This window comes from Plantibacter sp. MPB07 (genome assembly GCF_046619465.1).
Taxonomy (GTDB): Bacteria; Actinomycetota; Actinomycetes; order Actinomycetales; family Microbacteriaceae; genus Plantibacter; species Plantibacter auratus.
In genome coordinates this window covers 3269108-3291251 of sequence record NZ_CP177043.1, presented here as the reverse complement: position 1 = coordinate 3291251, position 22144 = coordinate 3269108, and the positions used below count along the sequence as shown (strand labels likewise).

Sequence of the window (22144 nt, the reverse complement as noted above, 5' to 3'; positions counted from 1 at the left end):
AAGGGGAGCTGAGGGACCGGAAGGGGAGCTGAGGAGCTGGAGTCGGGCTCAGACCGCCGTCGCGGTGAACTGCATCCGCGGGTTCGCGTAGAACTCCTGCGCCTCGACGAGCTGCAGCTCCCGCTGGCCCGAGCGGTACGTGAGCTCGACGAGGTCGAACACACTCGACGCCGTGCGCTCGAGGGCGAGCTTGGCGTCGCGGGTCTCGCCGTAGTGCGCGGCGAACAGGGCTGCCGTGACGTCGCCGGAACCGTTCGCCTTGAACGGCAGCAGCGGCGTCTGGACGATCCACCGACCGGCGTCGTCCACGACCAGCATCTCGATCGTCTCGGGGTCGCGGTCGGGACGCTCGACGCTCGTCACCAGGACGACCGACGGACCCATCGCGCGCGCGAGTTCGACCGACGCCAGCGTGGACTCGAGCGAGGCGGGCTCAGTGCCCGTGAGGAAGCCCAGCTCGAACTGGTTCGGCGTGATGATGTCGGCGTTCGGCACGACACGGTCGCGCAGCAGGTCGGGGATCTCGGGGGCGACGAAGCACCCGGACTTCGCGTTGCCCATGACCGGGTCGCACGCGTACAGCGCGTCGGGGTTCGCCGCCTTGACCCGCTGCACCGCGTCCACGATGACGTCGCCGATACCGACGCCGCCCTGGTAGCCCGAGAGCACGACGTCGATCTGCGGGAACGCACCGCGCTCCTCGACACCGGTGATGACCTCGCCGACCTGCTCCGGCGAGATGAGCGGCCCGCGCCACGCGCCGTACCCGGTGTGGTTCGAGAAGTTCACCGTGTTGACCGGGATCACCTCGACGCCGATGCGCTGGAGGGGGAACACGGCCGCGGAGTTGCCGACGTGCCCGTAGGCCACGGCTGACTGGATGGAGAGGATCTTCACGATGTCGCAATCACGATGGGGAGGCCGCCGCGGACACTGCGTTCGTGGCGGGCATGGACGGTGCCTGCAAGGAGTCAACGATACTCTTCCGCCACCTACAGAACCCACGTGCCGCGTCAACCCGTGAGCGGGATCCCCCTCGTCCGCGTCTCCGCTCCTATGCTGATCGGATGACGACTCCTGAGAGCACGACCGCGCCGGCCGACGCCACCGCCACGAAGGTCGCCGCCATCATCTACAACCCGGTGAAGGTCGACCTCGACGCACTCCGTGAATCGGTCGAGCGCTCGGCGTCCGACGCAGGATGGGCCGAGTCGCTCTGGTTCGAGACGTCCGTCGACGACGTCGGCCAGGGGGTCACCGCCGAGGCCATCGCAGCGGGCGTCGACCTCGTCATCGCGGCCGGCGGTGACGGCACCGTCCGCGCCGTCTCGGAGGGCCTCCGCGGCAGCGGCATCCCGCTCGCCCTGCTCCCGTCGGGTACCGGCAACCTGCTCGCCCGGAACCTCGACCTCATGCTCAACGACCTGCCCGGCTCCGTCATCGCGGCCTTCACCGGCACGGACAAGGCGATCGACCTCGGTGTCATCGACATCGAGCGCGCCGACCACTCCCGCGACCGCCATGTGTTCGTCGTCATGGCCGGCATGGGCATCGACGCGAAGATGATCAAGAACACCGACGACGACCTCAAGGCCAAGGCCGGTTGGGCCGCCTACGTCGATGCGATCGTGAAGTCGTTGCGCGACCCGGACGAGCTGCACCTGCGGTTCCGGATCGACGACGAGCCGCAGACGCGCGCGACCGTCCACACCGTCATCATCGGGAACTGCGGCTCGCTCCCCGCCAACATCCTCTTGCTGCCCGACGCGGTCGTCGATGACGGGCTGTTCGACCTCATGTTCATGCGTCCCGGCGGAATCCTCGGCTGGATCCGCATCTGGGCGAAGGTCGCCTGGGTGAACGGCGTCCTCCGCCGGACGAAGGCGGGCAAGGCCCTCGCCGGCAAGCAGAAGGACGACGGCGAGCTCCGCTACGGCACCGCGAAGCGCTTCGTCGCCCGCATGTCGAAGCCTGAGGAGATCGAGCTCGACGGCGACGGTTTCGGCAAGGCCGTCGCGATCAACACCTGGATCGAGCCCGGCGCCCTCACCGTCCGCGTACCCGCCGCAGCCGAATAGCCAGGTTCTTTTCGAATCTTTCGAATAGAATCGAGTTGTGAATCCCCTCGACACGCCTCGCGCGACCAGCAAGCCTCGCACCTACCTTCCCGACGGCGACACCCGGGCCGACATCGTCGATTTCGCGAAGACGCTCCGGGCGATCGAGTCGTACCTCACCACACACGCGAGCCAGGCGGCGCTCGTGGCTCCTGACGGCTCCCAGCGGTCCATCCCCGACGAGATCTTCCGCGCGCTCGAGCAGGTCGCGAACGCCTTGGCCAACGGTCACGGAGTCACGGTCGCGCCCTACAGCACGCAGATGACGACGCAGGAAGCGGCCGACTTCCTCGGCGTATCGCGACCGACGTTGGTGAAACTCCTCGAACAGGGAGAGATCGCTCACGAAAAGCGCGGACGCCACCGACGGGTGATGCTTCGCGATGTCGTCGAGTTCCAGGAACAAGCGCGGAGCGAACGTCGCGACGCGCTGACGGATCTGGCTCGGGCGGGCCAAGGATCCGCACTTCGTTCCGAGTCGATGCCGACGCTGAAGCGCCTCGACGAGGAGTGACGCGAGGGCATGGCATTTCCCGCATTCTTCGACACGTGTGCGCTGTACGGTTCGACCCTGAATGACGTGTTCTTGTGACTTGCCCACCGCGGCGCGTTCCGACCGCTGTGGTCGGTGGGCGTCATGACCGAGCTCGACCGGAATCTTCGGGGTCACGGGGTCGACGTGACGCTCGTCGAGAAACGGCTGTCCACGATGGGGCGCGCCTTCCCCGACGCGTTGGTGAGCGGATACGACGATCTGATCGATGGGATGACCTGTGATCCGAAGGACCGCCACGTCCTGGCCGCGGCGGTCCGCGCCAATGCCGAGGTGTTGGTGACCTTCAACATCACCGACTTCCCACCGGAGTCCGTGAGCCTGTTCGACATCGAGGTCGTCCATCCGGACGAGTTCCTCCTCGATCAGCTGGACCTGTACCCGGGTGTCACCCTTTCAGTGCTCGAGCATCTCGTCGCCACCTACGAGTCGCCTTCGCTCACGATGGACGAGTTGCTGCAGTCGCTCGCTCAGGCGGGTGTGCCGAAGTTCGCCCAGGATGTCTACCGATTCCTCTGAAGTCGCCAGCTCAGCGGCGAGCGGGCTCACCCGCGAGGCGTGACCCGCCGGGCCCAGAGCAGCACGGGGATGAGCAGGAGCGCGAGCACCCCGCCCGCGATCGACAGCGCCTCGTAGCCGACCCCGGCCATCACCACACCCGACATGACGCCGGCACCTGCGCCGGCGAGGGCGATGAGGACATCGAGCGTGCCCTGGGTGCGTGCGCGGTTGGCCGGCACGGTGTGGTCGACGACGAGCGCGGTGCCCGCGATGAGGCCGAAGTTCCAGCCGAGGCCGAGGAGCGCGAGCGCAAGGATCAGCAGGCCCAGCGAATCCACCGGAGCGAGGGCTCCCGTCACACCCGCGAGCAGCAGGGTCACGCCCGCGGCGATCGCCATCGGCGTGCGGCCGATGCGGTCGACGAGGACACCGGTGACGAGCGACGGCAGGTACATCGCGGCGATGTGGATGCCGATCACGAGACCGACCTCGCCCAGGCCGTGATGGTGCGCCCGCATGTGCACGGGCGTCATCGTCATGACCGCGACCATCGCGATCTGCGTGACCACCATCACCGCCGCACCGACGTAGGCGCCCACACCTGGGCGCGGACCCGCGGTCGACTGGTCCTGGCCGGTCGACGCACCTGCCGAGGCCGAGTCAAGCTTCGCGAGCTCGGCGTCGAGCCGGCGGGCGAGGAGGAACGGGTCCGGACGCAGCAACACGAGGAACGCCGTGCCGGCGGCGAGGTAGGCGACGGCCGCGAGGAAGAACGGGCCCGCGAGCGCCGGAAGCCCCCACCCGGTCGCGAGTCCGCCCAGGGGTTCCACGAGGTTCGGCCCGGCCACGGCGCCGAGCGTGGTCGACACCATGGCGACACTGATCGCGGTCCCGCGCCGAGCCGGGGTCGCGAGGTCGGTGCCTGCGTAGCGGGCCTGCAGGTTCGTGGCGGTCCCGGCACCGTAGACGAACAGCGACACGAACAGTAGCGGCACCAGCGCCGTGGTGGCAGCCACGACCACGCCGATCGCGCCGACCCCGCCCGCGACGAACCCGATGCCGAGCCCGATCCGCCGGCCGAGGCGTTGCGTGACGCGGCCGACGAGGAACGCCGTGAGCGCGGACCCCAGGGTGAGAAGGGCGGCCGCGACGCCCGCGAGGCTCGTGCTCCCGAGGATGTCCTGCACGAGCAGCGCACCGACCGTCACGCCGGCGGCGAGGCCGGCTCCGCCGAGCACCTGGCTGATGACGACGACGGTGAGCGTCCGCCGCTGCACCCGCGCGCGTTCGGCGGTGATGCCCGCGATGGTAGCGGTGCTGCTCGTATCGGGCTCAGCGCTGTCGGTCATGCTCCGGCCGTCAGCGGCGCGTGGAGATGCGGCCGTAGGCGTCGACCGTGACGATGAGCGACTCGATCTTCCGGTTCACGACGCGGATGATCACGACGATGAGCCAGAGCCCGCCGGTGATGAGCGTCAGGATCAGGTTCCAGAACCAGCCGATGCGCTTCTGCCGCTGCAGCACGGCCTGCTGGCCCTGCACCGACGACACCGTCCATCCGCGCGCGGCGTAGCGGGCGACTTCGGCGTTCAGGACGGCGGTGAGCTGCTCCATCGGGAGCGGAGTGGAGGAGGACATGCCTCGAATCTACCTGTCGCGGGCGCCGGGCCCCTGAGCCCTGGGCTTCCCGGTCCCTGAGCCCGACACCGTCGGTCCCTGAGCCGCACACCATCGGTCCCAGAGCTTGTCGAAGGGCGCCCCGGCTCCCTACGGCCGACCCCTGAGCCCAACATCACCGGTCCCTGAGCCCAACTCCACCGGTCCCTGAGCTTGTCGAAGGGCGCTCTACGATCGATGCATGCACATCCGTCTCGCCGAACCCGCCGACCTGCCTGGCGTCCTCGCCATCCACACCGACGCCGTCGCGAACGGTGTCGCGATCTGGACCGAGGTCACACCCGACCTCGCCGAGCGCGAGGCATGGCTCGCCCGCCACCAGGAGCCGGGCCGGGTCGCACTCGTCGCCATCGCCGACGGTCCCGACGACGCGCTCCCCGAGGGTGACGTCCTCGCCTACGGCAGTTACGGTCCGTACGCCGCGAAGGACGGGTACCGCCACACCGTCGAGAACTCCGTGTACGTGCACCCGGACGCACAGGGGCGCGGCCTCGGTAAGGCGCTCATGGTCGAGCTGCTGGAACGCGCCACGGCCGACGGCCACCACGTCATGCTCGCCCTCATCGAGGCCGAGAACACCGCATCGATCGCCCTGCACACGAAGCTCGGGTTCGAGCAGGTCGGCCTGCTGCCGGAGGTCGGGACGAAGTTCGGCCGCTGGCTGGACCTCGCCATCCTCCGGCGCACGCTCGCCTGAGCCCTCCCGTCGGTTCACAACTCCTGCTCGCGTCGGTCGCACGTTCGCAGATCGACTCAGCCCCGGCGTGCCGCTGCGCTCCCGCGACGAACTGCAGGAGTTGTGAGCCGGCGGGAAGCTCGGCGAGGCGTCCTGCCGGCTGAGGCGCTCCGCCCCGGATGCGCTGCGCACAACTCCTGCTGGTCGGTCAGAACACCGCCCAGGAGCAGCCCGGCCCCGGGTACGCGCCCGGGATGCAGGAGTTACGAACCGGGGACGGGACCCGTGATGACGACCCGGGCGACCGCACCCGCAGCAAGCTCCACAGTGCGCGGCTCGGACGCGTCGGTCACGACGACCCGGACCGGCGACTCGCCGAGGTTGCCGAGGATCACGACGGTCTCGCCGTCGGCATCGACGGCGGCGATCGCGGTCACACCGGCCGGCGAGACCGGCGCCACGGCGACCGGCGCCACGGCGATGGGCGACCCGGCACCGAGCGACACCTCGCCGATCTCGACAACGACGCGCTGCCGGCCGCTGAGCTCGGCGATCCACCCGAGTGCCCGGCCTGCAGCCGTGAGCCTCCCGTCGGCCGCGACGAGTCCGCGCGGACCGGTCGCCTCGAAGTACGACAGCGACTCCACCCCGGAGACGGCCAGCGCCGCGACACTGCCGACGACCCACGCGCCGAGGGCCTCCGCCGACTGCCGCTCGTCCGTCGCACCGGGCACGTGCTCCGCCCCGAAGCCCGCGCGGAGCTCGGCATCCGCCACACCACCGGCCGGTGCCTTCGTCGTCGCGACCGCGTTGTAGCGGGCGCCGAGGGTGATCGGCCCGACGTGCACGGCGCGGCCGTCGGCGATCCGGACCGCATCCGCCACGACCACCGCCTGCATGCTGAGCGACTCGACCAACTGGTGACCCGCGCGGTCGTGCATGAACGGGGTGACGCTGAACGCGAGCGGACCCGACCAGCGCTCGAGTCGCGCGTGGTTGCGGTTCAACTCGGTGAAGTGCGCCCGAGTGCCCCCGACGAGCTCCGGTCGTGGCGTCGTGGCCCCGGCCGCCCACAACCCGTCGAGCAGTCCCTGCACCGACGCCAGCAGTGCGCCCTCGGAGAGATGGGTGCGGCGGTGGAAGGTGCCGACGCGCACGACCGGGACGCCGGCGTCGCGCAGGCGTCGCAGGACGGGCTCGGCCTCCTCCCCGGCACCGAGGACGAGCCGCAGGTCGAGGGGGCGGCCGTCCGCCTGCCGGATCGTCCGATCGAGGATCTGAGACCAGTCCTCACGCGTCGGGTCGACCTCCACGAGGATCATGCCGATGGACGACGGGACGACCGCCCCGCCGCGCCCGCCGTCCGGGTCGCTCGACACCGCCGTCGAGATGGTCGGTACGACGGCGTCGAGGACCGGACCGACGCTGAGCCGCACCGGCCGGGGGTCGGGCGCAGCACTCTCGGCGGTCGCGGCCACGGATGTCTCCGGGTCGACCGTGACGGCCAGCGCTGCGGCGACCGGCGTCGCGTCGGCCGACACGTCGTCCACGCGCGAGCAGGCGATTTCAACCGCCTGCTCGACGACGTCGCCGACCGCGAGGGCGACCGGGAACGGCAGGGAGAGCGGTGTCGAGTAGGTCTTGAACGAGGCGTCGGTCCAGTTGCGCTGGTCCTCCATCTCGAACACGTCGCCGCTGAAGCCCACCGTCGTCGCCACGTGGTCGCCGGTCCAGGCGAGCGAGGCGATGCGGATGGCCGGCTGATGCGGCGAGACCCGTTCCGGCAGCGTCATCGAGGTGGTCGAGCCCTCGGGATGACCGACCACGAGAGCGGTGCCGGCGAGCTGCGGCGGCTGCAGGACGATTAGACCGATGCGCGCGCGACGGAACGGCGCCGTCACCTCGGCCCGCACCCGGACCCGCAGGGCGGCGACTCCGAGGTCGACCGTGAGCATCCAGGCGACGAGGTCGCCGTCGTCACCGACCCTGCCGCGCAGCAGCAGTCCGCTCGTCGTGCGATCGATCGCGTCGACCACCACCGGCAGCGTCTTCCAGTCCTGGTCGCGGACGACGAAGCGGATGCTGCGCAGCACGAGCTCGCCGTCGAAGGCGATGTCGTCCAGCTCCGACCCGTGGAGCGAGGCCGACCAGGGCCCCCGGCCGACAGCGAGGGCGTCGCGCTCGCGGTCGAGCAGGAGGTCGGATGCGACGCGGAAGGTGGTTCCCGAACGCGAGGTCATGATCGTCGGCTCAGAGGCTCGTCATGCCGCCGTCGACCCGGAAGGTCGCTCCGGTGGCGAAGCTCGACTCGTCGCTGGCGAGGTACACCATGATGCCCTCGACGTCCGAGGCCTGGCCGGGACGACCGAGCGGGATGCGCCCGACGATCGCGGCGCGGGACTCGGGGTCGCCGGAGATCGCGGTGACGAGCGGGGTCTCCGTGTAGCCGGGGACGACGGTGTTCACGCGGACGCCTTGATCGGCGTAGGCCGCGGCGACGGTCCGGCCGAGGCCGTGGATACCGGCCTTCGTGGAGCTGTACGCCGTGAAGTCGGCGCCCTCGCCGTTGAGACCGGTCGGGCTGCCCGTGAGGATGATCGAGCCGCCCCGGCCGAGCATGGCGCGGACGGCGTGCTTCGTCGTGAGGAAGGTGCCGGTGAGGTTGATGTCGACCGTGCGCTGCCAGACCTCGAGGTCGAGGTCGGCGATCTTCGCGTCCTGGCCGAAGAGCTGCACGCCGGCGTTCGCGACGACGACGTCCGGGGTCTTGCCTGCTGCGTCCATGACCGCGAAGGCGGCCTCGACGCTCGCTTCGTCGGCGATGTCGAGTCGCACGGCGATGGCGGTCGGGAAGGGTGCCGCCGCATCGCGGGCGGCCTGGATGTCGCGGTCGGAGAAGACGACGGCGGCATCCTCCCGCGCGAACCGTTCGGCGACCGAACGTCCGATCCCCGATCCGGCACCCGTCACGAGCGCGGTCTTTCCTGCAAGTCGTCCAGTCATCGTCGCCTGTCTCTCGTGCGGTGTTGCGGGGGTGGTGTCGCGGGTGTCGCAGTGGCTGTCGCGGGGTGGTGCATCGGGTCGTCTGCAGCCTATCCGGCACAACCGGTTGACCGCATGCGACGTTCGCAATTCAGGACGACCGCGGCGCGCCGGCCCGGATCGGGGGTGGAGCGGGCCGACGCGCCGGGCACGTCCTGAATTGCGAACAGTCGGGGAAGCGGGTTACCGCTCGATCTTGTCGAGGTGGAGCATGGCGGCGAGGTTCTTGTCGAGCTCGTCGTCCTGGAAGACCTTCTTCCAGTCGTCCTTGATGATCGCACTGCGGCCGTAGTCCATCGCGATGAGGCACGCGTCGGAGAACGGGTTGTCGCCCTTGAGCGAGTTCGCGAGGGCGACCTGCGTGTGGCCGAGGAGGATCGCACGAGCGGCCGGCTCCGGCACACCCATGGTGTTGACGGCCTCGTCGAGCGACTCCTTGAGGAGCGCACCGATCATGCAGGCGATCGTCTCCACGAGGGTCGGCTCGAGCTGCGCGAGCTGCTTGACCGTGACCCAGTGGACGTCACCGACGGGGGCGAAGATCGCCCGGACGACGGCCTCGACCTGCGCCTGCTTCTCGGCGTCGTCGGACTCGATCGCCGCGATGGCGTCCTGGAGAGCGGCGATGCCACCGAAGGTGTCCGCGTACTCCTCGGGCGTGTGGCGCTCGACGAAGACCGACGGGTGGCAGGGGTGCGTGACGGCCTGGATGACGTCGTCGCGACGCGTCAGCAGACCCGCGTACGCCGCGGCCGGGTCGAGCGTGAGGAGCACGGCGCCCGACTTCATGAGCGGGACGACGCCGGCGGACACGGCCTTCAGGGCGAGGTCCGGGACGGCGAGGATGACGACGTCGGCGTCGGTGACGGCCGCATCGGTCTCGGTGAGCTCGCGACCGGCCTCGGTCACGCGCTCCTGGCCGGCGGGCGAGACCTCGCTGTAGAAGACGGTGTGGCTGGTCTTCACGAGGTTGTTGGAGACGCGCATGCCCATCTTGCCGCCCGCGCCGATGACGGCGATGGTGAGCTGGTCCGCGACGGTGGTGGTGTCGGTCATGATCTTCCTTCTCTCAGGTACTGCAGGTTGTGTGCGGTCCACGTGCGCTCGAGCTCGACCGTCTCCGTGATGGAGTCGCCGAGCGGGAGCCAGTGTTCGATGATCTGGTTGACGCCGCGCTCGTCCGGACGGACGACGGCGGTGAGGGCGGGGTAGTCGAGCAGGCCGGTGCCGAGCGGGGCGCCCTCGAGGGTGAAGCCGACCCAGCCGCCCCGGCGGGTGAACGCGAAGTCCTTGACGTGGATGTTGCGGACGTACGGAGCGGTGCGGGCGATCACGTCGCTCGGGTGTTCGAGTCGTGCGACGGTGTTGGCCGGGTCGAGGCAGATCCCGAGGTTCGGGTGGTCGACGGCACTCACGAGGTCGACGAGCTCCTGCGACGACAGCTGCTCGTAGGTCTCGAGCGCGATCGTCACGCCGGCCGCTTCGAACGCCGGGAGCACCGCGCGGAGTCGATCGACGGCGTCCGCGTGGGACGGCCGGTCGTCGCCCGACGTGACCATGCTGCGCAGGAGCTTCGCGCCCAGCACGGTGGCGATGTGGAGGAAGCGTTCGAGGTGCGCGACCGCGATCCCCTTCGTCCCGAGTTCGAGGGTGACCCCGAGCTCGCGCGCGACCTCGGCGATCTGGCGCAGCTCATCGTCGGACATCGTCTCGATGCGGGCGTCGTCGCAGATCTGGAAGAGCTCGACGCCGGCGTCGGCCGTGCGCTCGATCATGCCGATGACGCTCAAGCGCTCGGGAGCGAGCTCGGAGCCCTCCCAGAAGAAGGTGTAGGTGCCGAAGCCGATCATGCTGTCCTCGGTCCCTGAGCCTGTCGAAGGGCCTCGTCGAGCACGGCCTCGAGCGCCGCGACGTCGTGGGCGAAGCGTCCGAGGAACACGCCGTCGACGTCGTCACCGAGGGCGGTCAGCAGACCGGGACCCGCACTGCCGCCGTAGATGACGGAACTGCCGACCCGGTCGGGACGCTCGGCGATCGATTGTTTCAGGATCGCGCCGACGGCTCGCACGTACTCGGCAGACGCGGGTTCAGCCGCACCGATCGCCCACACGGGCTCGTAAGCGACGATCACCGGCCCCGCCACAGCATCGGCGAGCGCGGAGTCCAGCTGGCGCACGCACTCCGTCGCAGCCGCCTCGGGCGTCGTGCGCTCGACCTCGCCGATGCAGAGGACCGGCGAGAGGCCGTTGCGGAGGGCCGCGGCGGTCTTCTCGGCGACGACCTCGTCGGTCTCGCCGAAGAGGGAGCGGCGCTCCGCGTGGCCGACCTCGACCACGGCGACGCCGACTTCGGCGAGCTCGGGGCCGCCGACCTCACCGGTGAACGCGCCACGGTCCGCGCTCGCGAGGTCCTGTGCTCCGACCAGCACGCCCGTCCCGGCGAGGGCCGCCACCGACGGCGCGACCGCGAGGTAGCCGGGGATGACGAACAATCGCACGCGACCATCGACCACGGCTTCGTGCCGACGGGCCAAGGCGCCCACCTGCTCGATCCACTCGAGGGTCTGCGCGTGGCCGAAATACATCTTCAGGCTCACGCCGACCACACGGGGCGCGGTCGACGTGGGCACGGCCGACGGGGACGGGGTGGTCATCAGCAGGAGCCCGTCGCCTCGTACTCACCGATGACGGCGACCTTCTCGGCGCTCGCGCTGGTCTCGTCGAAGCGGTAGGTGAGCCACTCGCGGACGAGGCGGCGGGCGAGCTCGATGCCGATGACGCGCTGGCCCATCGTCAGGACCTGCGCGTTGTTGCTGAGGACACCGCGCTCGACCGAGAAGCTGTCGTGTGCGGTGACGGCGCGGATGCCGGCGACCTTGTTGGCGGCGATCGCGACGCCCAGGCCGGTGCCGCAGAAGAGGAGCGCGCGGTCGGCCTGGCCGGACGCGACGAGTTCCGCAGCGGCGATCGCGACGCGCGGGTAAGCGGTGTGGCCATCGGCGTCCACGCCCACGTCGACGAGCGAGGCGACGCCATCGTGCTGCTCGAGGTCGCGCTTGACGATCTCCTTGTAGTCGAACCCGGCGTCATCCGAGCCGATGACGATGCGCAGCTGATCGGTCATGCGTGTACTCCTTCGTTGGTGGTGGTGCTGGTGGAGCCGTCCGGTGCGGTGGTGCCGGCGGCGCGCTCGAGGACGGGGACGATCGCCGTGACGATCAGGCCGAACGAGTAGGCACCGGCGTCGACGGTACCGAGACTCTTCTCAGCGTGCGGACGGGCGCGGCCCATCTTCGGCAGGAGGTCCGCGGTCTCAGCGGCAGCGGCGGAGGCAGCCGTAGCGGCGGTCGTCCAGGCGGCGACGAGGTCGGAACCGTCGGCGACGGCTGCACTCAACGTGGTGGTGAACGGCACGAGCGCGTCGACCATCGTCTTCTGTCCGACCTCGGCCTTGCCGAACGACATGATGCCGTCGACCGCGGCCTGCACGCCGGTCGCGACGTCGCTGCGGCCTGGTGCGGCCTCGTCACCGAGGGCGGTTCCGACCGAGCGGAGCGCGAGGCCCCACAGGGCGCCGGACGTGCCGCCGGCGCGGTCCGCCCAGGCGTCGCCGGCCAGGTGCAGGACGGTGTGGGCACCGGCCCCGGCATCGGCGGCGGCGTGTGCGGCGGTGACGGCGGCACGAGCACCGCGCTGCATGCCGATGCCGTGGTCGCCGTCACCCGCGACGGCGTCGATCCGTCCGAGCTCCTCGACGTTCGTGTCGATGACCTGGACCAGCGCGTCGAGGGCCTCGACCACGACCGCGGCGGCGGCCCGTGACTCGTCGGTGGACTCGGGGATCTCGGCAGCCGTCTCGGCGACGAGCTCCGAGGGGTCGAGCTGCTCGGCCGCTGCGACGACGCCCTTGCGGTAGGCGGGGGTGTCGGCACCGGCAGCCCAGAAGCCCTCGAGCTCCTCGTCCAACCAGAAGAGCGTGAGCGACACGCCGGCCATGTCGAAGCTCGTGACGAGCTCGCCGACCTCGGGGTCGACGATCTCCACCCCTGCGGCCTCGAGCTGCGCGGCGACCGCACGGTAGACGACGAACAGTTCCTCGTACTTCACCGAGCCGAGCCCGTTGAGGATGACGCCGACGCGAGCGCCCGTGGCTTCGGAGACGCCCTCGGGCAGTTCCGCGAGCAGCGAGGAGACGAGCAGGGTGGCGAGTTCATCGGCCGTCGGCACGTCGGTCTCGTCGATACCGGGCTCGCCGTGGATGCCCATGCCGACCGCCATGCGGCCCTCGGGCACGGTGAACAGCGGCTCGGTCGCGCCCGGCAGGGTGCAGCCGCTGAAGGCGACACCGAAGGACCGGGTGCGCTCGTTCGCGTGGGTGGCGACGCGGACGACCTCGTCGAGGTCGTAGCCCGCCTCGGCCGCGGCGGCGGCGGACTTGAAGACGGTGAGGTCGCCGGCGATGCCCCGACGCTTGTGCTTCTCGGCGAGGGGCGCGCTCGAGATGTCGTCGGTGACGGCGACGCTGCGGGTGGGGATGCCCGCCGCGTTCAGCGCGTCCTGCGCCTGGGTGAAGTGGAGCACGTCGCCCGCGTAGTTGCCGTAGCTGAGGAGGACGCCGCCCCCGCGCTGCGCCGCCTTCGCGACCGACTCGACCTGGTGGGCGGACGGCGACGCGAACAGGTTGCCCATCGCTGCGCCATGAGCGAGGCCCTGTCCGACGATGCCGCCGAACGCCGGGTAGTGGCCGGAGCCACCGCCGATGACGAGCGCGACCGTGCCCTCGGGCGTCCGGGTGCTCCGGACGACGCCGCCGGTCACGCGCCGGACCTGGTTGCGGTTCGCGGCGACGAAGCCGTCGATCATCTCGTCGGCGAAGTCCGCCGGGTCGTTGAAGAGGCGCGTCATCGGGTCTTGCCCGTGAGGTCGTCGTGCGAGACGCGCAGCTCGCGAGAGCTCCGCTGCTTGGAGAGGATCACCATGAGCGTGGCGGAGATCATCATGAAGCCACCGACGATGAACATCGGGACGACGTACTGCGGGGTGTCGCCGACCTTGGTGAGGTCCGCGACGGCGCCGGTGATGTACGGCGCCGAGAAGCCGGCGAGGTTGCCGACCGTGTTGATGAGCGCGATGCCGGCAGCCGCTGCCGCACCGGTGAGGAACTGCGTGGGCAGCGTCCAGAAGTTCGGCAGCGCGGCGAAGATCGCCATGGCCGTGACCGCGATGATCGCGATGGTGAGGGCGGGCGAGTTGGCGAAGAGCGCGAGCGGGATGCTCACGGCGCCGACGATCGCGGGGATCACGATGTGCCAGGTCTTCAGGCCACGACGCGTCGCGTCACGAGACCAGAAGTACAGGGCGATGGCGGCCGGCACGTACGGGATCGCCGTGATGAGGCCCTTCTGCATGACGTTGAACTCGGTCCCGAACGTCTCCTGGAAGCCCTCGATGATCGTGGGGAGGAAGAAGCCGAGCGCGTAGAGGCCGTAGATGAAGCCGAAGTAGATGAACGCGAGCATCCAGACACGACCGCTCGTGAACGCGTGCTTGAGGCTGACGTGGCCCTGCTTCTGCTCCGTGGTGGCCTTCTCATGTGCGAGAGCCGCCGTGAGCCAGACCTGCTCCTCGGTGGTCAGCCACTTGGCGTCCGCGGGGCGGTCCTTCAGGTAGAACCAGGCGATGACACCGATGAGGATGGCCGGGAGACCGACGCCGAGGAACATGAACCGCCAGCCCTCGAGGCCGAAGAACACGCCGTGCTGGCCGATGAGCCACCCGGCGAGGGGTGCGCCGATGACGGTGGTGAGCGGCTGCGCCAGGTAGAAGAGGGCGAGGATCTTGCTGCGGTGCTTGGCCGGGACCCAGAGGCTCAGGAAGAGGATCGCGCCGGGGAAGAAGCCGGCTTCGGCCACACCGAGCACGAAGCGGAGGATCGCGAGCTGCTCGAAGTTGGCGACCCAGGTGAACAGGACCGCGACGATGCCCCAGGTGACCATGATGCGGGCGAGCCAGCGGCGGGCACCGAACTTGTTGAGCGCGAGGTTGCTGGGCACCTCGAGCAGGATGTAGCCGATGAAGAAGACGCCGGACGCGAAGCCGAACTGGGCGGCGGAGAGCGCGAGGTCCTCGTTCATGCCGTTGGGGGCGGCGAACCCGATCGCGGTGCGGTCCAGGTAGTTGATGAAGAACATCAGCGCCACGAACGGCACGAGACGGATCGAGACCTTCCGGATGGCTGATCGCTCGACAGCCGGATTGGCCGCGGGGGCGGTGGTGTCCACTATGACTCCTCGGGTGGGCGGCATCGATGCCGCGGGCAGGGCGTGGTCCGGGCCGGACCGGAATGAACGATACATCAACCGGTTGACCAATTCAAGCATCGCTGGCCCCCGAGCCTCTGCCGATCCCCGAACACCCCTCCCGGTCCCTGAAGCACCCCTCCCGGTCCCTGAAGCCCCCCTCCCGGTCCCTGAAGCCCCCCTCCCGGTCCCTGAAGCACCCCTCCCGGTCCCTGAGCTTGTCGAAGGGCCGCGATACAGTGAACCCATGCCTGCGTTCCCGGATCGGCCGACCGACGACATCTCGTCCAGCCTCGGACCGGTCGCCGTGGGATCCGCCGTCTCCGCCGTCGCGAAGCGCCTGCTCGACCACTTCACGAGCGGCGAGATCGCCCCGGGGACCCGCCTCCCACCGGAACGCCAGCTCGCCGCATCCCTCGGCATCGGGCGCTCTGCCGTCCGCGAGGCGCTCGCGGCGCTCGAGATCCTCGGCGTCGTCGACGTCCGCCCGGGCAGCGGCACCTACCTCCGCGGCAGCGTCTCCGAGCTCCTCCCCGAGACGCTCAGCTGGGGCCTCATGCTCGGCGAACCACGGACCCGCGAACTCATCGAGGTGCGCGGGCAGCTCGAGGTCTTCGCCGCGGGCCTCGCCGCGACGCGCATGGACGACATGGCACGCAACCGGCTCCGCAACCACCTCACCGCCATGAGCGAGGCGGGTGCCAACCGCACCAAGTTCATCGAGGCCGACCTCAAGTTCCACCTGGAGCTCGCCTCGGCCACCGGGAACCGCGTGCTGTCCGACCTCCTGCAGAGCATCCGCTCGCTCCTCCGCATATGGGTGGAGCGCGGCATCCACGAGGACGTCGACGCCCAGCGCGCCTTCGAGGAGCACGAGGCCGTCTACGAGGCGATCATGTCGGGCGACCCCGCCGCCGCGACGGCCGCGATGCAGCACCACATGGACACCGCGACCGAACGACTGAACCGCACGCTCACGGCGTAGCACTTCGACAGGCTCAGTGACCGGAGGGGGCGGCTCAGTGACCGAGTCCCGGTCCCTGAGCCTGTCGAAGGGCGCTTGTCCCGGTCCCTGAGCCTGTCGAAGGGCGGTCAGGCGCGGATCGCCTCGACGACCGCGGCCACCGCCGCCTCGACCGCACGCGTCCGCGCATCCGCGTCCTCGCCTTCCGAGTCATGGACGTACGCCGTCACCCCGCGCCGGGCTCCGCAGAAGTCGACGATGCCGTGCTCGATCTGCGTCCGCATCGCCTGCTCGTAGCCGTGACGGTCGTAGACGCCGGCGTCGTCGCCCGCCACGGGGACGACGTGGATCCGCAAGCGGTCGAGCTTGCGCACGATCCCGCCGTCGGCGTCGACGCCGAACGCCCAGCCGTTGACGAAGACGCGGTCGAACCAGCCCTTCAACAGCGCCGGCATCGACCACCAGTACACGGGGAACACGAGCACCAGATCCGTCGCGCGGTCGAGACGATCCTGTTCCCGCGCGACATCGGGGGTGTAGTCCCCGCCCACGCGGTAGGTGTGCCGGTCACTGAGCAGGTAGCGCGGGTCGAAGCCCTCCGCCGCCAGATCGGCGACCTCGACGGCGTCGGGGGTGAGCACCTCGGCCAGGCGGTCGGCGAGGTAGCGGGTGAGGGAGTCGCCGTCGGGATGAGTGGTCACGATGAGGGTTGGCACACCCCATCATCGCCCGGATCAGCTGCCTCCGGCACGCCAGGACGGCCCCGGCGGACCGAAGCCGCATGATAGTCACGCTACGGTCGCGTATCCATACTTCTTCGGAAACTGGCCACGTTTTCTACCCTGGAAGCGCGTACCTTCGACCCGGACCCCGTCGGACCGTGCGTGCGTGTTCGGCGTACCCGTCGGCGCCTCACCTGGGGTCGAGGGGATGAACACGACCATGGGGACACTCGTCTACGGGATCTCGAGCGCTCAGGTGCAGCTCCCGGACCCGGAACTGGCTCACGTCAAGGCGATCGCGCTGTTGAAGCTGCGGAGGAACGAGTCCTTCGCCCTGATGATCCGCTTCGACGACAGCGACCAGGGGCGCACCACCCTGTGGTTGCATCCCGCGATCCCGCTGCAGTTCCGGTTCGAGAGCGACGACCGCAGCGAGCTCGACCGCCCGCTGCTCGAAGCGCTCATGCAGAAGGCGAACTCCGGGGAGTTGACCATCAACTGCTCCTCGGCGTCGCCGCACTGACGATCATGGGCAAGCTCATCTACGGGTCCGAGTTCAGCATCGCGATCCCGGACCGCGCACTGCGGCATCTCCAGGTCGTCGTCGGCATCAAGCTGCGGCGGGGAGAACCGTTCTTCTTCACCTGGCGCGTCCACACGGTCGGCGAGGGGCGGGAGACCGTCTGGATCCACCCGGCCCTGCCGCTCCACTTCGTGATCGACGACGCCAACGTCATGGACGACATCAACCAGGACTGGATCGCGCAGCTGCTCGACGCCGCCTCCTCCCCGGCCGGGCTGTTCCTCAGCCACGAACCGGGCCCCGGCGGCTCGACGTCCGAGGAGCCGCGACGACGAGGAGCCCCATCGCCCCGTCGGGAGTGAGGAGCCTCACGCTTCTTCGACGTGGGCGGTGTACACGTCGTCGTCGGCGCGCGCGCTGGGCTCGAGAGCACCGATCGCGATCGGGATGCCCGGACCGATCAGGAGCCCGATGGGTTCCAGACGCCCCTCGCCGCGGTTCACCTCGAGCCAGTGGAACCCCCCGTCCGAGACGAGCTCGAGCACCCGCGCCCGGTACGCGTCCTCCTCGGCCGGCACCGTGTACACCTCGCCGTCGTAGAGGATCTCGAGCCGGCTCACGAGCGGCGCTCCGTCGGCTCCGGCAGCACACCGAGGCCCTGCGACGAGTCGGCGCTCACGGCGAGGACGTCCAGCCAGGCGCGGTTGAGTTCCACCGGAACGCTCCCGGTGTACTTGAACCGCAGTGACATGGCGGGGTGCAACCAGATCGCACTGCGCCCGTCGCCGGCTCGGGGATCGTCCCGCCAGCTGAAGAAGAAGCTCTCCGAGCGGCGCAGCTTCACGCCGATGACGTGCTGCAGATGCGCCATGACCCGATCGTCGAAGGTGATGCTCACGTCGGCGTCGTAGATGATCTTTCCCATGCAGGCCTCCCAGCGATGCGCTGGCGACGACGGTACGCCGCTGCCCGCCGGGGGAGAAACACCGACGGATCGCTTGCATTTCGGGCGATCGGTCCGGTCGGATCCCGCCCATGCCCGCACGCGGTCCCACTCCTCACGACGAATTGCAAGCGCGCCGACAACATTTCTGATCGATCTACGGTCGATTGCATGAAGCACCTGACCTACGCGGACAAGTCCCTGCTCATCGACGATGCGACGGCCGACGCACTCCTCGAGTACGCGGCGCTCCTCGCCCGCGCCGGAGACGCCGACTCGGTGACCGTCTCGGCCTACGGTGCCGACGGGCAGTCGGTGGAGGCGACGCTGCTGCTCGATGCGGGAGCGCCCGTCATGAGCGAGACCACCCACTCCACGATGAACGAACCCGAGAACCCCACCGCGCTGCCGTACCTGCAGGAGCAGATCGCGCTCCGCTCCTCACCGCCGTCGATCGCCAGCGAGGACCGGCATCCGACGGACAGCGCGAACGCGTACGACCTCTGAAGGATCGGACCCACCGGGAATCCATCCGACGACTGATGCTCTGAGGGGCCCGTTCGCCCTACTGTTGTCGGCATGAGCGGGTGGACCTGGCAGGCGTGGATCGGACTCGTCGGTGGTACGGCGATCTTCTTCGCCGTGCTCGGGCCGATCCTGCTCGTCCAGACACGGCGCTACGGCCAGATGTCCCTCCCCCGGGTGCTCGGCGCAGCAGGGGTCAGCATCTACGCGGTGGCACTCGTCGCCTACACCCTGCTGCCACTCCCCGACGAGCGCGCGAACTGCGCGACGGCCCACGGTGCGCTCGAGCTCGTCCCGGGGCACTCGATCGCCGACGTCGCTCGCGAGACCGCCGGCTTCTCGGTCCTCAGCACGCTCACGAGCCACGCGTTCCTCCAGGTCGTGCTGAACGTGGTCCTGTTCGTGCCGTTCGGCGCCATCGCCCGCCGGTACTGGAGCCGCGGCCTCGGCTCCTCGATCCTGCTCGGTGCCCTCGTCTCCGTCCTGATCGAGGCGACGCAGTACACCGGGATCTGGGGACTGTACGAATGCGCCTACCGGGTCGCCGACGTCGACGACGTCATCACGAACACCCTCGGCGCGGCCGTCGGGGCACTCATCGCCCCGATCGTCCTCAGCTGGATGCCGAGCACTCGCGTCCTCCGCGCCGGCCGCGATCGCGCGCGTCCGATCACGGTCTGGCGTCGGTGGTTCGCGATGGTGCTCGACGCCGTGGCCGTGCAGGTGTCGATCACGGTGCTGTCGCTCGTGTTCGTCGTGCCGCGGGTACTCCTCACCGGGGCGACGGGCCCCGACAACGATCCGACGCTCCCGGAGGTGCTGAGCATCGGTGCCGGTACGGTGATCCTCGTCGTCGTCCTCCCGGCACTGGTCGGCAGTGGAGCGTCCCTCGGCCAGCGGCTGGTGTGGCTGCAGCCCGAGTGGCCGGACGGCCGCGGTTCGGTGGCCCGACGGCTCTACCGTGCCTCGCTCGTCGCCGTCCCCTACATCGCCACCACGTCGGCCGGCCAGTTGTCCGGCCGAGCGGAGGGACTGACCCAGACCGTGTCCGGCGCGGTCGCGCTCCTCAGCCTCGTCATCGTCACGACGGCCGTCGTCTCGGTCCCTTTCACGAGACAGCACCGCGGGCTCTCGTTCGCGGTCACCGGGACCGGGCTGCGAGACGCGCGCTCCGCCGCCGTGCAGGCCGGCCCGCCCTCGCGGGCCACACACGACGCCTAGGAGGCGCGGGTTCAGAGCTCCTGGCCGAGGAGCCCCGACAGGAAGGCGTGGAGCTCGTCCGCCATGTCGACCGATTCCGGTGCGAGCAGCCACTGGACCTGCAGTCCGTCCATGAGCGCGAGGGTCATGAAGGCCGCGCTGGTGGTGGGGAAGTCAGCCCGCACCCGTCCTGCGGAGACGAGTAGCCCGAAGGTGCGCTCGAGCCGCCCGCGCGTGCCCTCGTAGCGTTCGACGAAGTAGTCGTGCGCCGGATGGTCGGGCGAGGTGGCCTCCGCCGAGAGCGTGCAGTAGAGCGCGACCACGCCGGGCACGGAAGCGTTGTACCGGGCGAGCGCGACCAGCCCCCGGAGCGTCTCGATCGGGTCGTCGCCGTCCATCGGCACGAGCGTCGCCGAGAGGTCGTCGCGGTGCGAGAGCACGGCGGCGAGCAATGCGCTCTTGTTCGGGAAGTGGTGCAGGAGCCCGGCCTCGCTCATCCCCACCTGCGCGGCCACCTCCCGTAGCGAACCCGCGCGATATCCCCCGTTGGCGAAGACGGCGAGCGCGGCGTCGAGGATCGCGACGCGCTTCATACCGGTTTTCGCATATGCGCCGCGGGGCTTCCCCTGCGGCTTGTTCCCGGTCTTGACCGATGTCATCGGACGACCTCCCCCTTCGGACGGCTTCACGATATCGCGTTCCCCGTCGAACGCCGCGGCCTGGTCGTGATCCAACTGTGACATGGCCGAAAACAAAAAGCTAGTGACCACTCGGGTTTCATGCTAGCGTCCTCAATCACCAGCGATCCGATGAGGGATTGCTCACAGCGAATGGACAAAGATGTTCCGATGGAAGACGACCGCAGCCGTCGCGGTCACCGCTGCTGCACTCGTGCTCACCGGATGCTCCGGTAGCACCTCCGGCTCTGACAGCGGCTCCGGTGGCACCCTGATCCTGGGTGCGATCACTCCCCCCACCACGTTCGACCCGGCCGGCTCCGAGTGGGGCAACCGCTCGCCCTTCTACCAGGCCGTCTTCGACACCCTGCTCGTCGCCACCGCCGACGGTGAGATCGTCCCGTCGCTCGCGACCTCCTACGAGTACAACGACGACAACACCGTCCTGACGCTCAAGATCCGTGACGACGTCACCTTCACCGACAAGTCGAAGCTCACCGCCGACGTCGTCAAGCAGAACCTCGAGCGGTTCAAGACCGGCACCTCCCCCGACGCCGGCTACTTCGCGGGGGTCGCCTCCGTCGAGGCACCCGACGACACCACCGTCGTCATCACCCTGAGTGCACCCGACCCGGCCATGCTCAACTACCTCACCCGCGACCCCGGCCTGATCGCCAGCGCCGAGTCGTTCGACAGCCCCGACCTCGCCACCAACCCGGTCGGCTCCGGACCGTACATGCTCGACACGGCCGCGACCGTCACGGGCACGAGCTACAGCTACACCGCGAACCCCGACTACTGGAATAAGGACTGGCAGCACTACGACAAGCTGACCATCAACGTCCTCCAGGACGCGACCGCCGGCCTGAACGCCGTCAAGTCTGGCGAGGTCAACGGCATCAAGCTCGCAAACAACGACAACCTCGCCGAGGTCGAGGGCGCCGGCTGGACCGTCAACGCCAACGAGCTCGACTTCCAGGGCATGCTGCTCCTCGACCGCGCCGGCACGATGAACCCGGCGATCGCCGACGTCCGCGTCCGTCAGGCCATCAACTACGCGTTCGACCGCCCGGCACTGCTCAAGGCGCTGCAGAACGACAACGGCACGGTCACGGGTCAGGTCTTCCCGGAGAACTCCCCCGCCTACGACAAGTCGCTCGACGACCGCTACGGCTACGACCCCGAGAAGGCCAAGGAACTGCTCGCCGAGGCGGGCTACGCCGACGGCCTGACGCTCTCGATGCCGTCCTCCACGGTGCTCGGCGCCACCACCTACACGCTGATCTCGCAGCAGCTGGCCGACGTCGGCATCACCGCCGAGTACACGGACCCGGGCAACAACTTCATCGCCGACCTCCTGGCCCCGAAGTTCCCCGTCTCCTTCATGGCGCTGGAGCAGAACCCGGACTGGCAGCTCATCCAGTTCATGATCGCCCCGAACGCCGTCTTCAACCCCTTCAAGTACGACGACCCGAAGGTCGACGAGTACATCAAGCAGATCCAGTACGGCGATGAGGCGACGCAGGGCAAGGTCGCCAAGGAACTGAACGCCTACATCGTCGAGCAGGCCTGGTTCGCCCCCTTCTACCGGGTGCAGGGCAGCTTCGCGACGGACGCCAACACGACCGTCAAGATGATCCCGACGAACGCGTACCCGTCCATCTACGACATCCAGCCGAAGTAGTCCGCTGATCCTTGAGCCGGTCGAGGGGTTCGCCCGTCGACC

The 22144-nt window shown here is 69.5% G+C and carries 25 protein-coding genes; 10 read left to right on the top strand and 15 right to left on the bottom strand.

Going from position 1 to position 22144, the window contains the following annotated elements; translation table 11 throughout:
* Positions 1-48: 48 nt before the first annotated feature.
* Complete coding sequence (gene pdxY, locus ACLIME_RS15195) at positions 49-897, bottom strand: pyridoxal kinase PdxY (protein ID WP_079704522.1); 849 nt, start codon at positions 895-897, stop codon at positions 49-51.
* A gap of 170 nt (positions 898-1067) precedes the next feature.
* Between pdxY and ACLIME_RS15190 the strand changes: the two genes are divergently transcribed.
* The 3 genes from ACLIME_RS15190 (at position 1068) to ACLIME_RS15180 (ending at position 3189) form a co-directional block, all read left to right on the top strand.
* Positions 1068-2078 (top strand): diacylglycerol/lipid kinase family protein, encoded by a 1011-nt coding sequence (locus ACLIME_RS15190; protein ID WP_411557427.1) that lies wholly within the window; start codon positions 1068-1070, stop codon positions 2076-2078.
* 37 nt (positions 2079-2115) lie between these two features.
* Positions 2116-2631 carry a helix-turn-helix domain-containing protein gene (locus tag ACLIME_RS15185; protein ID WP_079704520.1) on the top strand — a complete coding sequence of 172 codons (516 nt, stop codon included), beginning with the start codon at positions 2116-2118 and terminating at the stop codon, positions 2629-2631.
* A 123-nt stretch (positions 2632-2754) separates the two neighbouring features.
* Complete coding sequence (locus ACLIME_RS15180; RefSeq protein WP_411557426.1) at positions 2755-3189, top strand: PIN domain-containing protein; 435 nt, start codon at positions 2755-2757, stop codon at positions 3187-3189.
* A gap of 26 nt (positions 3190-3215) precedes the next feature.
* On the opposite strand, the gene ACLIME_RS15175 is transcribed toward ACLIME_RS15180, so the two are convergent.
* On the bottom strand, positions 3216-4520 hold the full coding sequence (locus ACLIME_RS15175; RefSeq protein WP_411557425.1) for an MFS transporter: 1305 nt from the start codon (positions 4518-4520) through the stop codon (positions 3216-3218).
* Positions 4521-4530: 10 nt separating this feature from the next.
* Positions 4531-4809: a hypothetical protein gene (locus tag ACLIME_RS15170; RefSeq protein ID WP_411557424.1), complete on the bottom strand. Its 279-nt coding sequence runs from the start codon at positions 4807-4809 to the stop codon at positions 4531-4533.
* Positions 4810-5029: 220 nt separating this feature from the next.
* Between ACLIME_RS15170 and ACLIME_RS15165 the strand changes: the two genes are divergently transcribed.
* Positions 5030-5545, top strand: coding sequence for an N-acetyltransferase family protein (locus ACLIME_RS15165; RefSeq protein WP_411557423.1), 516 nt, complete (start codon positions 5030-5032; stop codon positions 5543-5545).
* Positions 5546-5787: 242 nt separating this feature from the next.
* On the opposite strand, the gene ACLIME_RS15160 is transcribed toward ACLIME_RS15165, so the two are convergent.
* The 8 genes from ACLIME_RS15160 to ACLIME_RS15125 all read right to left on the bottom strand — a co-directional run bounded on the left by ACLIME_RS15160 (position 5788) and on the right by ACLIME_RS15125 (position 14846).
* Positions 5788-7764: a hypothetical protein gene (locus ACLIME_RS15160; RefSeq protein WP_411557422.1), complete on the bottom strand. Its 1977-nt coding sequence runs from the start codon at positions 7762-7764 to the stop codon at positions 5788-5790.
* A gap of 10 nt (positions 7765-7774) precedes the next feature.
* Positions 7775-8527, bottom strand: a complete 753-nt coding sequence (locus ACLIME_RS15155) for an SDR family NAD(P)-dependent oxidoreductase (RefSeq protein ID WP_411557421.1) — start codon at positions 8525-8527, stop codon at positions 7775-7777.
* A gap of 222 nt (positions 8528-8749) precedes the next feature.
* Positions 8750-9622 carry a phosphogluconate dehydrogenase C-terminal domain-containing protein gene (locus tag ACLIME_RS15150; RefSeq protein WP_411557420.1) on the bottom strand — a complete coding sequence of 291 codons (873 nt, stop codon included), beginning with the start codon at positions 9620-9622 and terminating at the stop codon, positions 8750-8752.
* A complete protein-coding gene (locus ACLIME_RS15145; RefSeq protein ID WP_411557419.1) occupies positions 9619-10416 on the bottom strand; it encodes a sugar phosphate isomerase/epimerase family protein in 798 nt (265 codons plus the stop codon). The genes ACLIME_RS15150 and ACLIME_RS15145 overlap by 4 nt, the downstream gene beginning before the upstream one ends.
* Positions 10413-11219 carry a triose-phosphate isomerase family protein gene (locus ACLIME_RS15140; protein WP_411557418.1) on the bottom strand — a complete coding sequence of 269 codons (807 nt, stop codon included), beginning with the start codon at positions 11217-11219 and terminating at the stop codon, positions 10413-10415. Before ACLIME_RS15140 ends, ACLIME_RS15145 begins: the two co-directional genes overlap by 4 nt.
* Complete coding sequence (locus tag ACLIME_RS15135; protein WP_064295405.1) at positions 11219-11689, bottom strand: ribose-5-phosphate isomerase; 471 nt, start codon at positions 11687-11689, stop codon at positions 11219-11221. The genes ACLIME_RS15140 and ACLIME_RS15135 overlap by 1 nt, the downstream gene beginning before the upstream one ends.
* Entirely contained in the window at positions 11686-13470 is a 1785-nt protein-coding gene (locus ACLIME_RS15130; protein WP_411557417.1) for a dihydroxyacetone kinase family protein, read from the bottom strand. Before ACLIME_RS15130 ends, ACLIME_RS15135 begins: the two co-directional genes overlap by 4 nt.
* Positions 13467-14846: an MFS transporter gene (locus ACLIME_RS15125; RefSeq protein ID WP_229940051.1), complete on the bottom strand. Its 1380-nt coding sequence runs from the start codon at positions 14844-14846 to the stop codon at positions 13467-13469. Before ACLIME_RS15125 ends, ACLIME_RS15130 begins: the two co-directional genes overlap by 4 nt.
* 265 nt (positions 14847-15111) lie before the next feature.
* Between ACLIME_RS15125 and ACLIME_RS15120 the strand changes: the two genes are divergently transcribed.
* Positions 15112-15849 (top strand): FadR/GntR family transcriptional regulator, encoded by a 738-nt coding sequence (locus ACLIME_RS15120; protein ID WP_064295407.1) that lies wholly within the window; start codon positions 15112-15114, stop codon positions 15847-15849.
* Positions 15850-15956: 107 nt separating this feature from the next.
* Here the strand turns inward: ACLIME_RS15120 and ACLIME_RS15115 are convergent, their stop codons facing one another.
* Complete coding sequence (locus ACLIME_RS15115; protein ID WP_411557416.1) at positions 15957-16544, bottom strand: NAD(P)H-dependent oxidoreductase; 588 nt, start codon at positions 16542-16544, stop codon at positions 15957-15959.
* Between the two features lie 214 nt (positions 16545-16758).
* Between ACLIME_RS15115 and ACLIME_RS15110 the strand changes: the two genes are divergently transcribed.
* On the top strand, positions 16759-17073 hold the full coding sequence (locus ACLIME_RS15110; protein ID WP_411557415.1) for a hypothetical protein: 315 nt from the start codon (positions 16759-16761) through the stop codon (positions 17071-17073).
* A 5-nt stretch (positions 17074-17078) separates the two neighbouring features.
* Complete coding sequence (locus tag ACLIME_RS15105) at positions 17079-17435, top strand: ATP-dependent DNA ligase (RefSeq protein ID WP_411557414.1); 357 nt, start codon at positions 17079-17081, stop codon at positions 17433-17435.
* 6 nt (positions 17436-17441) lie between these two features.
* On the opposite strand, the gene ACLIME_RS15100 is transcribed toward ACLIME_RS15105, so the two are convergent.
* Together ACLIME_RS15100 and ACLIME_RS15095 are read right to left on the bottom strand one after the other, a co-directional pair.
* A complete protein-coding gene (locus ACLIME_RS15100) occupies positions 17442-17693 on the bottom strand; it encodes a hypothetical protein (RefSeq protein WP_411557413.1) in 252 nt (83 codons plus the stop codon).
* A complete protein-coding gene (locus ACLIME_RS15095) occupies positions 17690-17998 on the bottom strand; it encodes an ATP-dependent DNA ligase (protein WP_411557412.1) in 309 nt (102 codons plus the stop codon). The genes ACLIME_RS15100 and ACLIME_RS15095 overlap by 4 nt, the downstream gene beginning before the upstream one ends.
* A 189-nt stretch (positions 17999-18187) precedes the next feature.
* Here ACLIME_RS15095 and ACLIME_RS15090 point away from each other — a divergent pair, with 189 nt between their 5' ends.
* Positions 18188-18523 (top strand): hypothetical protein, encoded by a 336-nt coding sequence (locus ACLIME_RS15090; protein WP_411557411.1) that lies wholly within the window; start codon positions 18188-18190, stop codon positions 18521-18523.
* A 72-nt stretch (positions 18524-18595) separates the two neighbouring features.
* Positions 18596-19762, top strand: coding sequence for a VanZ family protein (locus ACLIME_RS15085; RefSeq protein WP_411557410.1), 1167 nt, complete (start codon positions 18596-18598; stop codon positions 19760-19762).
* Between the two features lie 11 nt (positions 19763-19773).
* On the opposite strand, the gene ACLIME_RS15080 is transcribed toward ACLIME_RS15085, so the two are convergent.
* On the bottom strand, positions 19774-20334 hold the full coding sequence (locus tag ACLIME_RS15080; protein WP_241160987.1) for a TetR/AcrR family transcriptional regulator: 561 nt from the start codon (positions 20332-20334) through the stop codon (positions 19774-19776).
* A gap of 247 nt (positions 20335-20581) precedes the next feature.
* On the opposite strand from ACLIME_RS15080, the gene ACLIME_RS15075 reads away from it, so the two are divergent.
* The gene (locus ACLIME_RS15075) at positions 20582-22102 is read left to right on the top strand and encodes an ABC transporter substrate-binding protein (RefSeq protein ID WP_079704502.1); all 1521 of its coding nucleotides are present in this window, start codon (positions 20582-20584) and stop codon (positions 22100-22102) included.
* Positions 22103-22144: the final 42 nt, after the last annotated feature.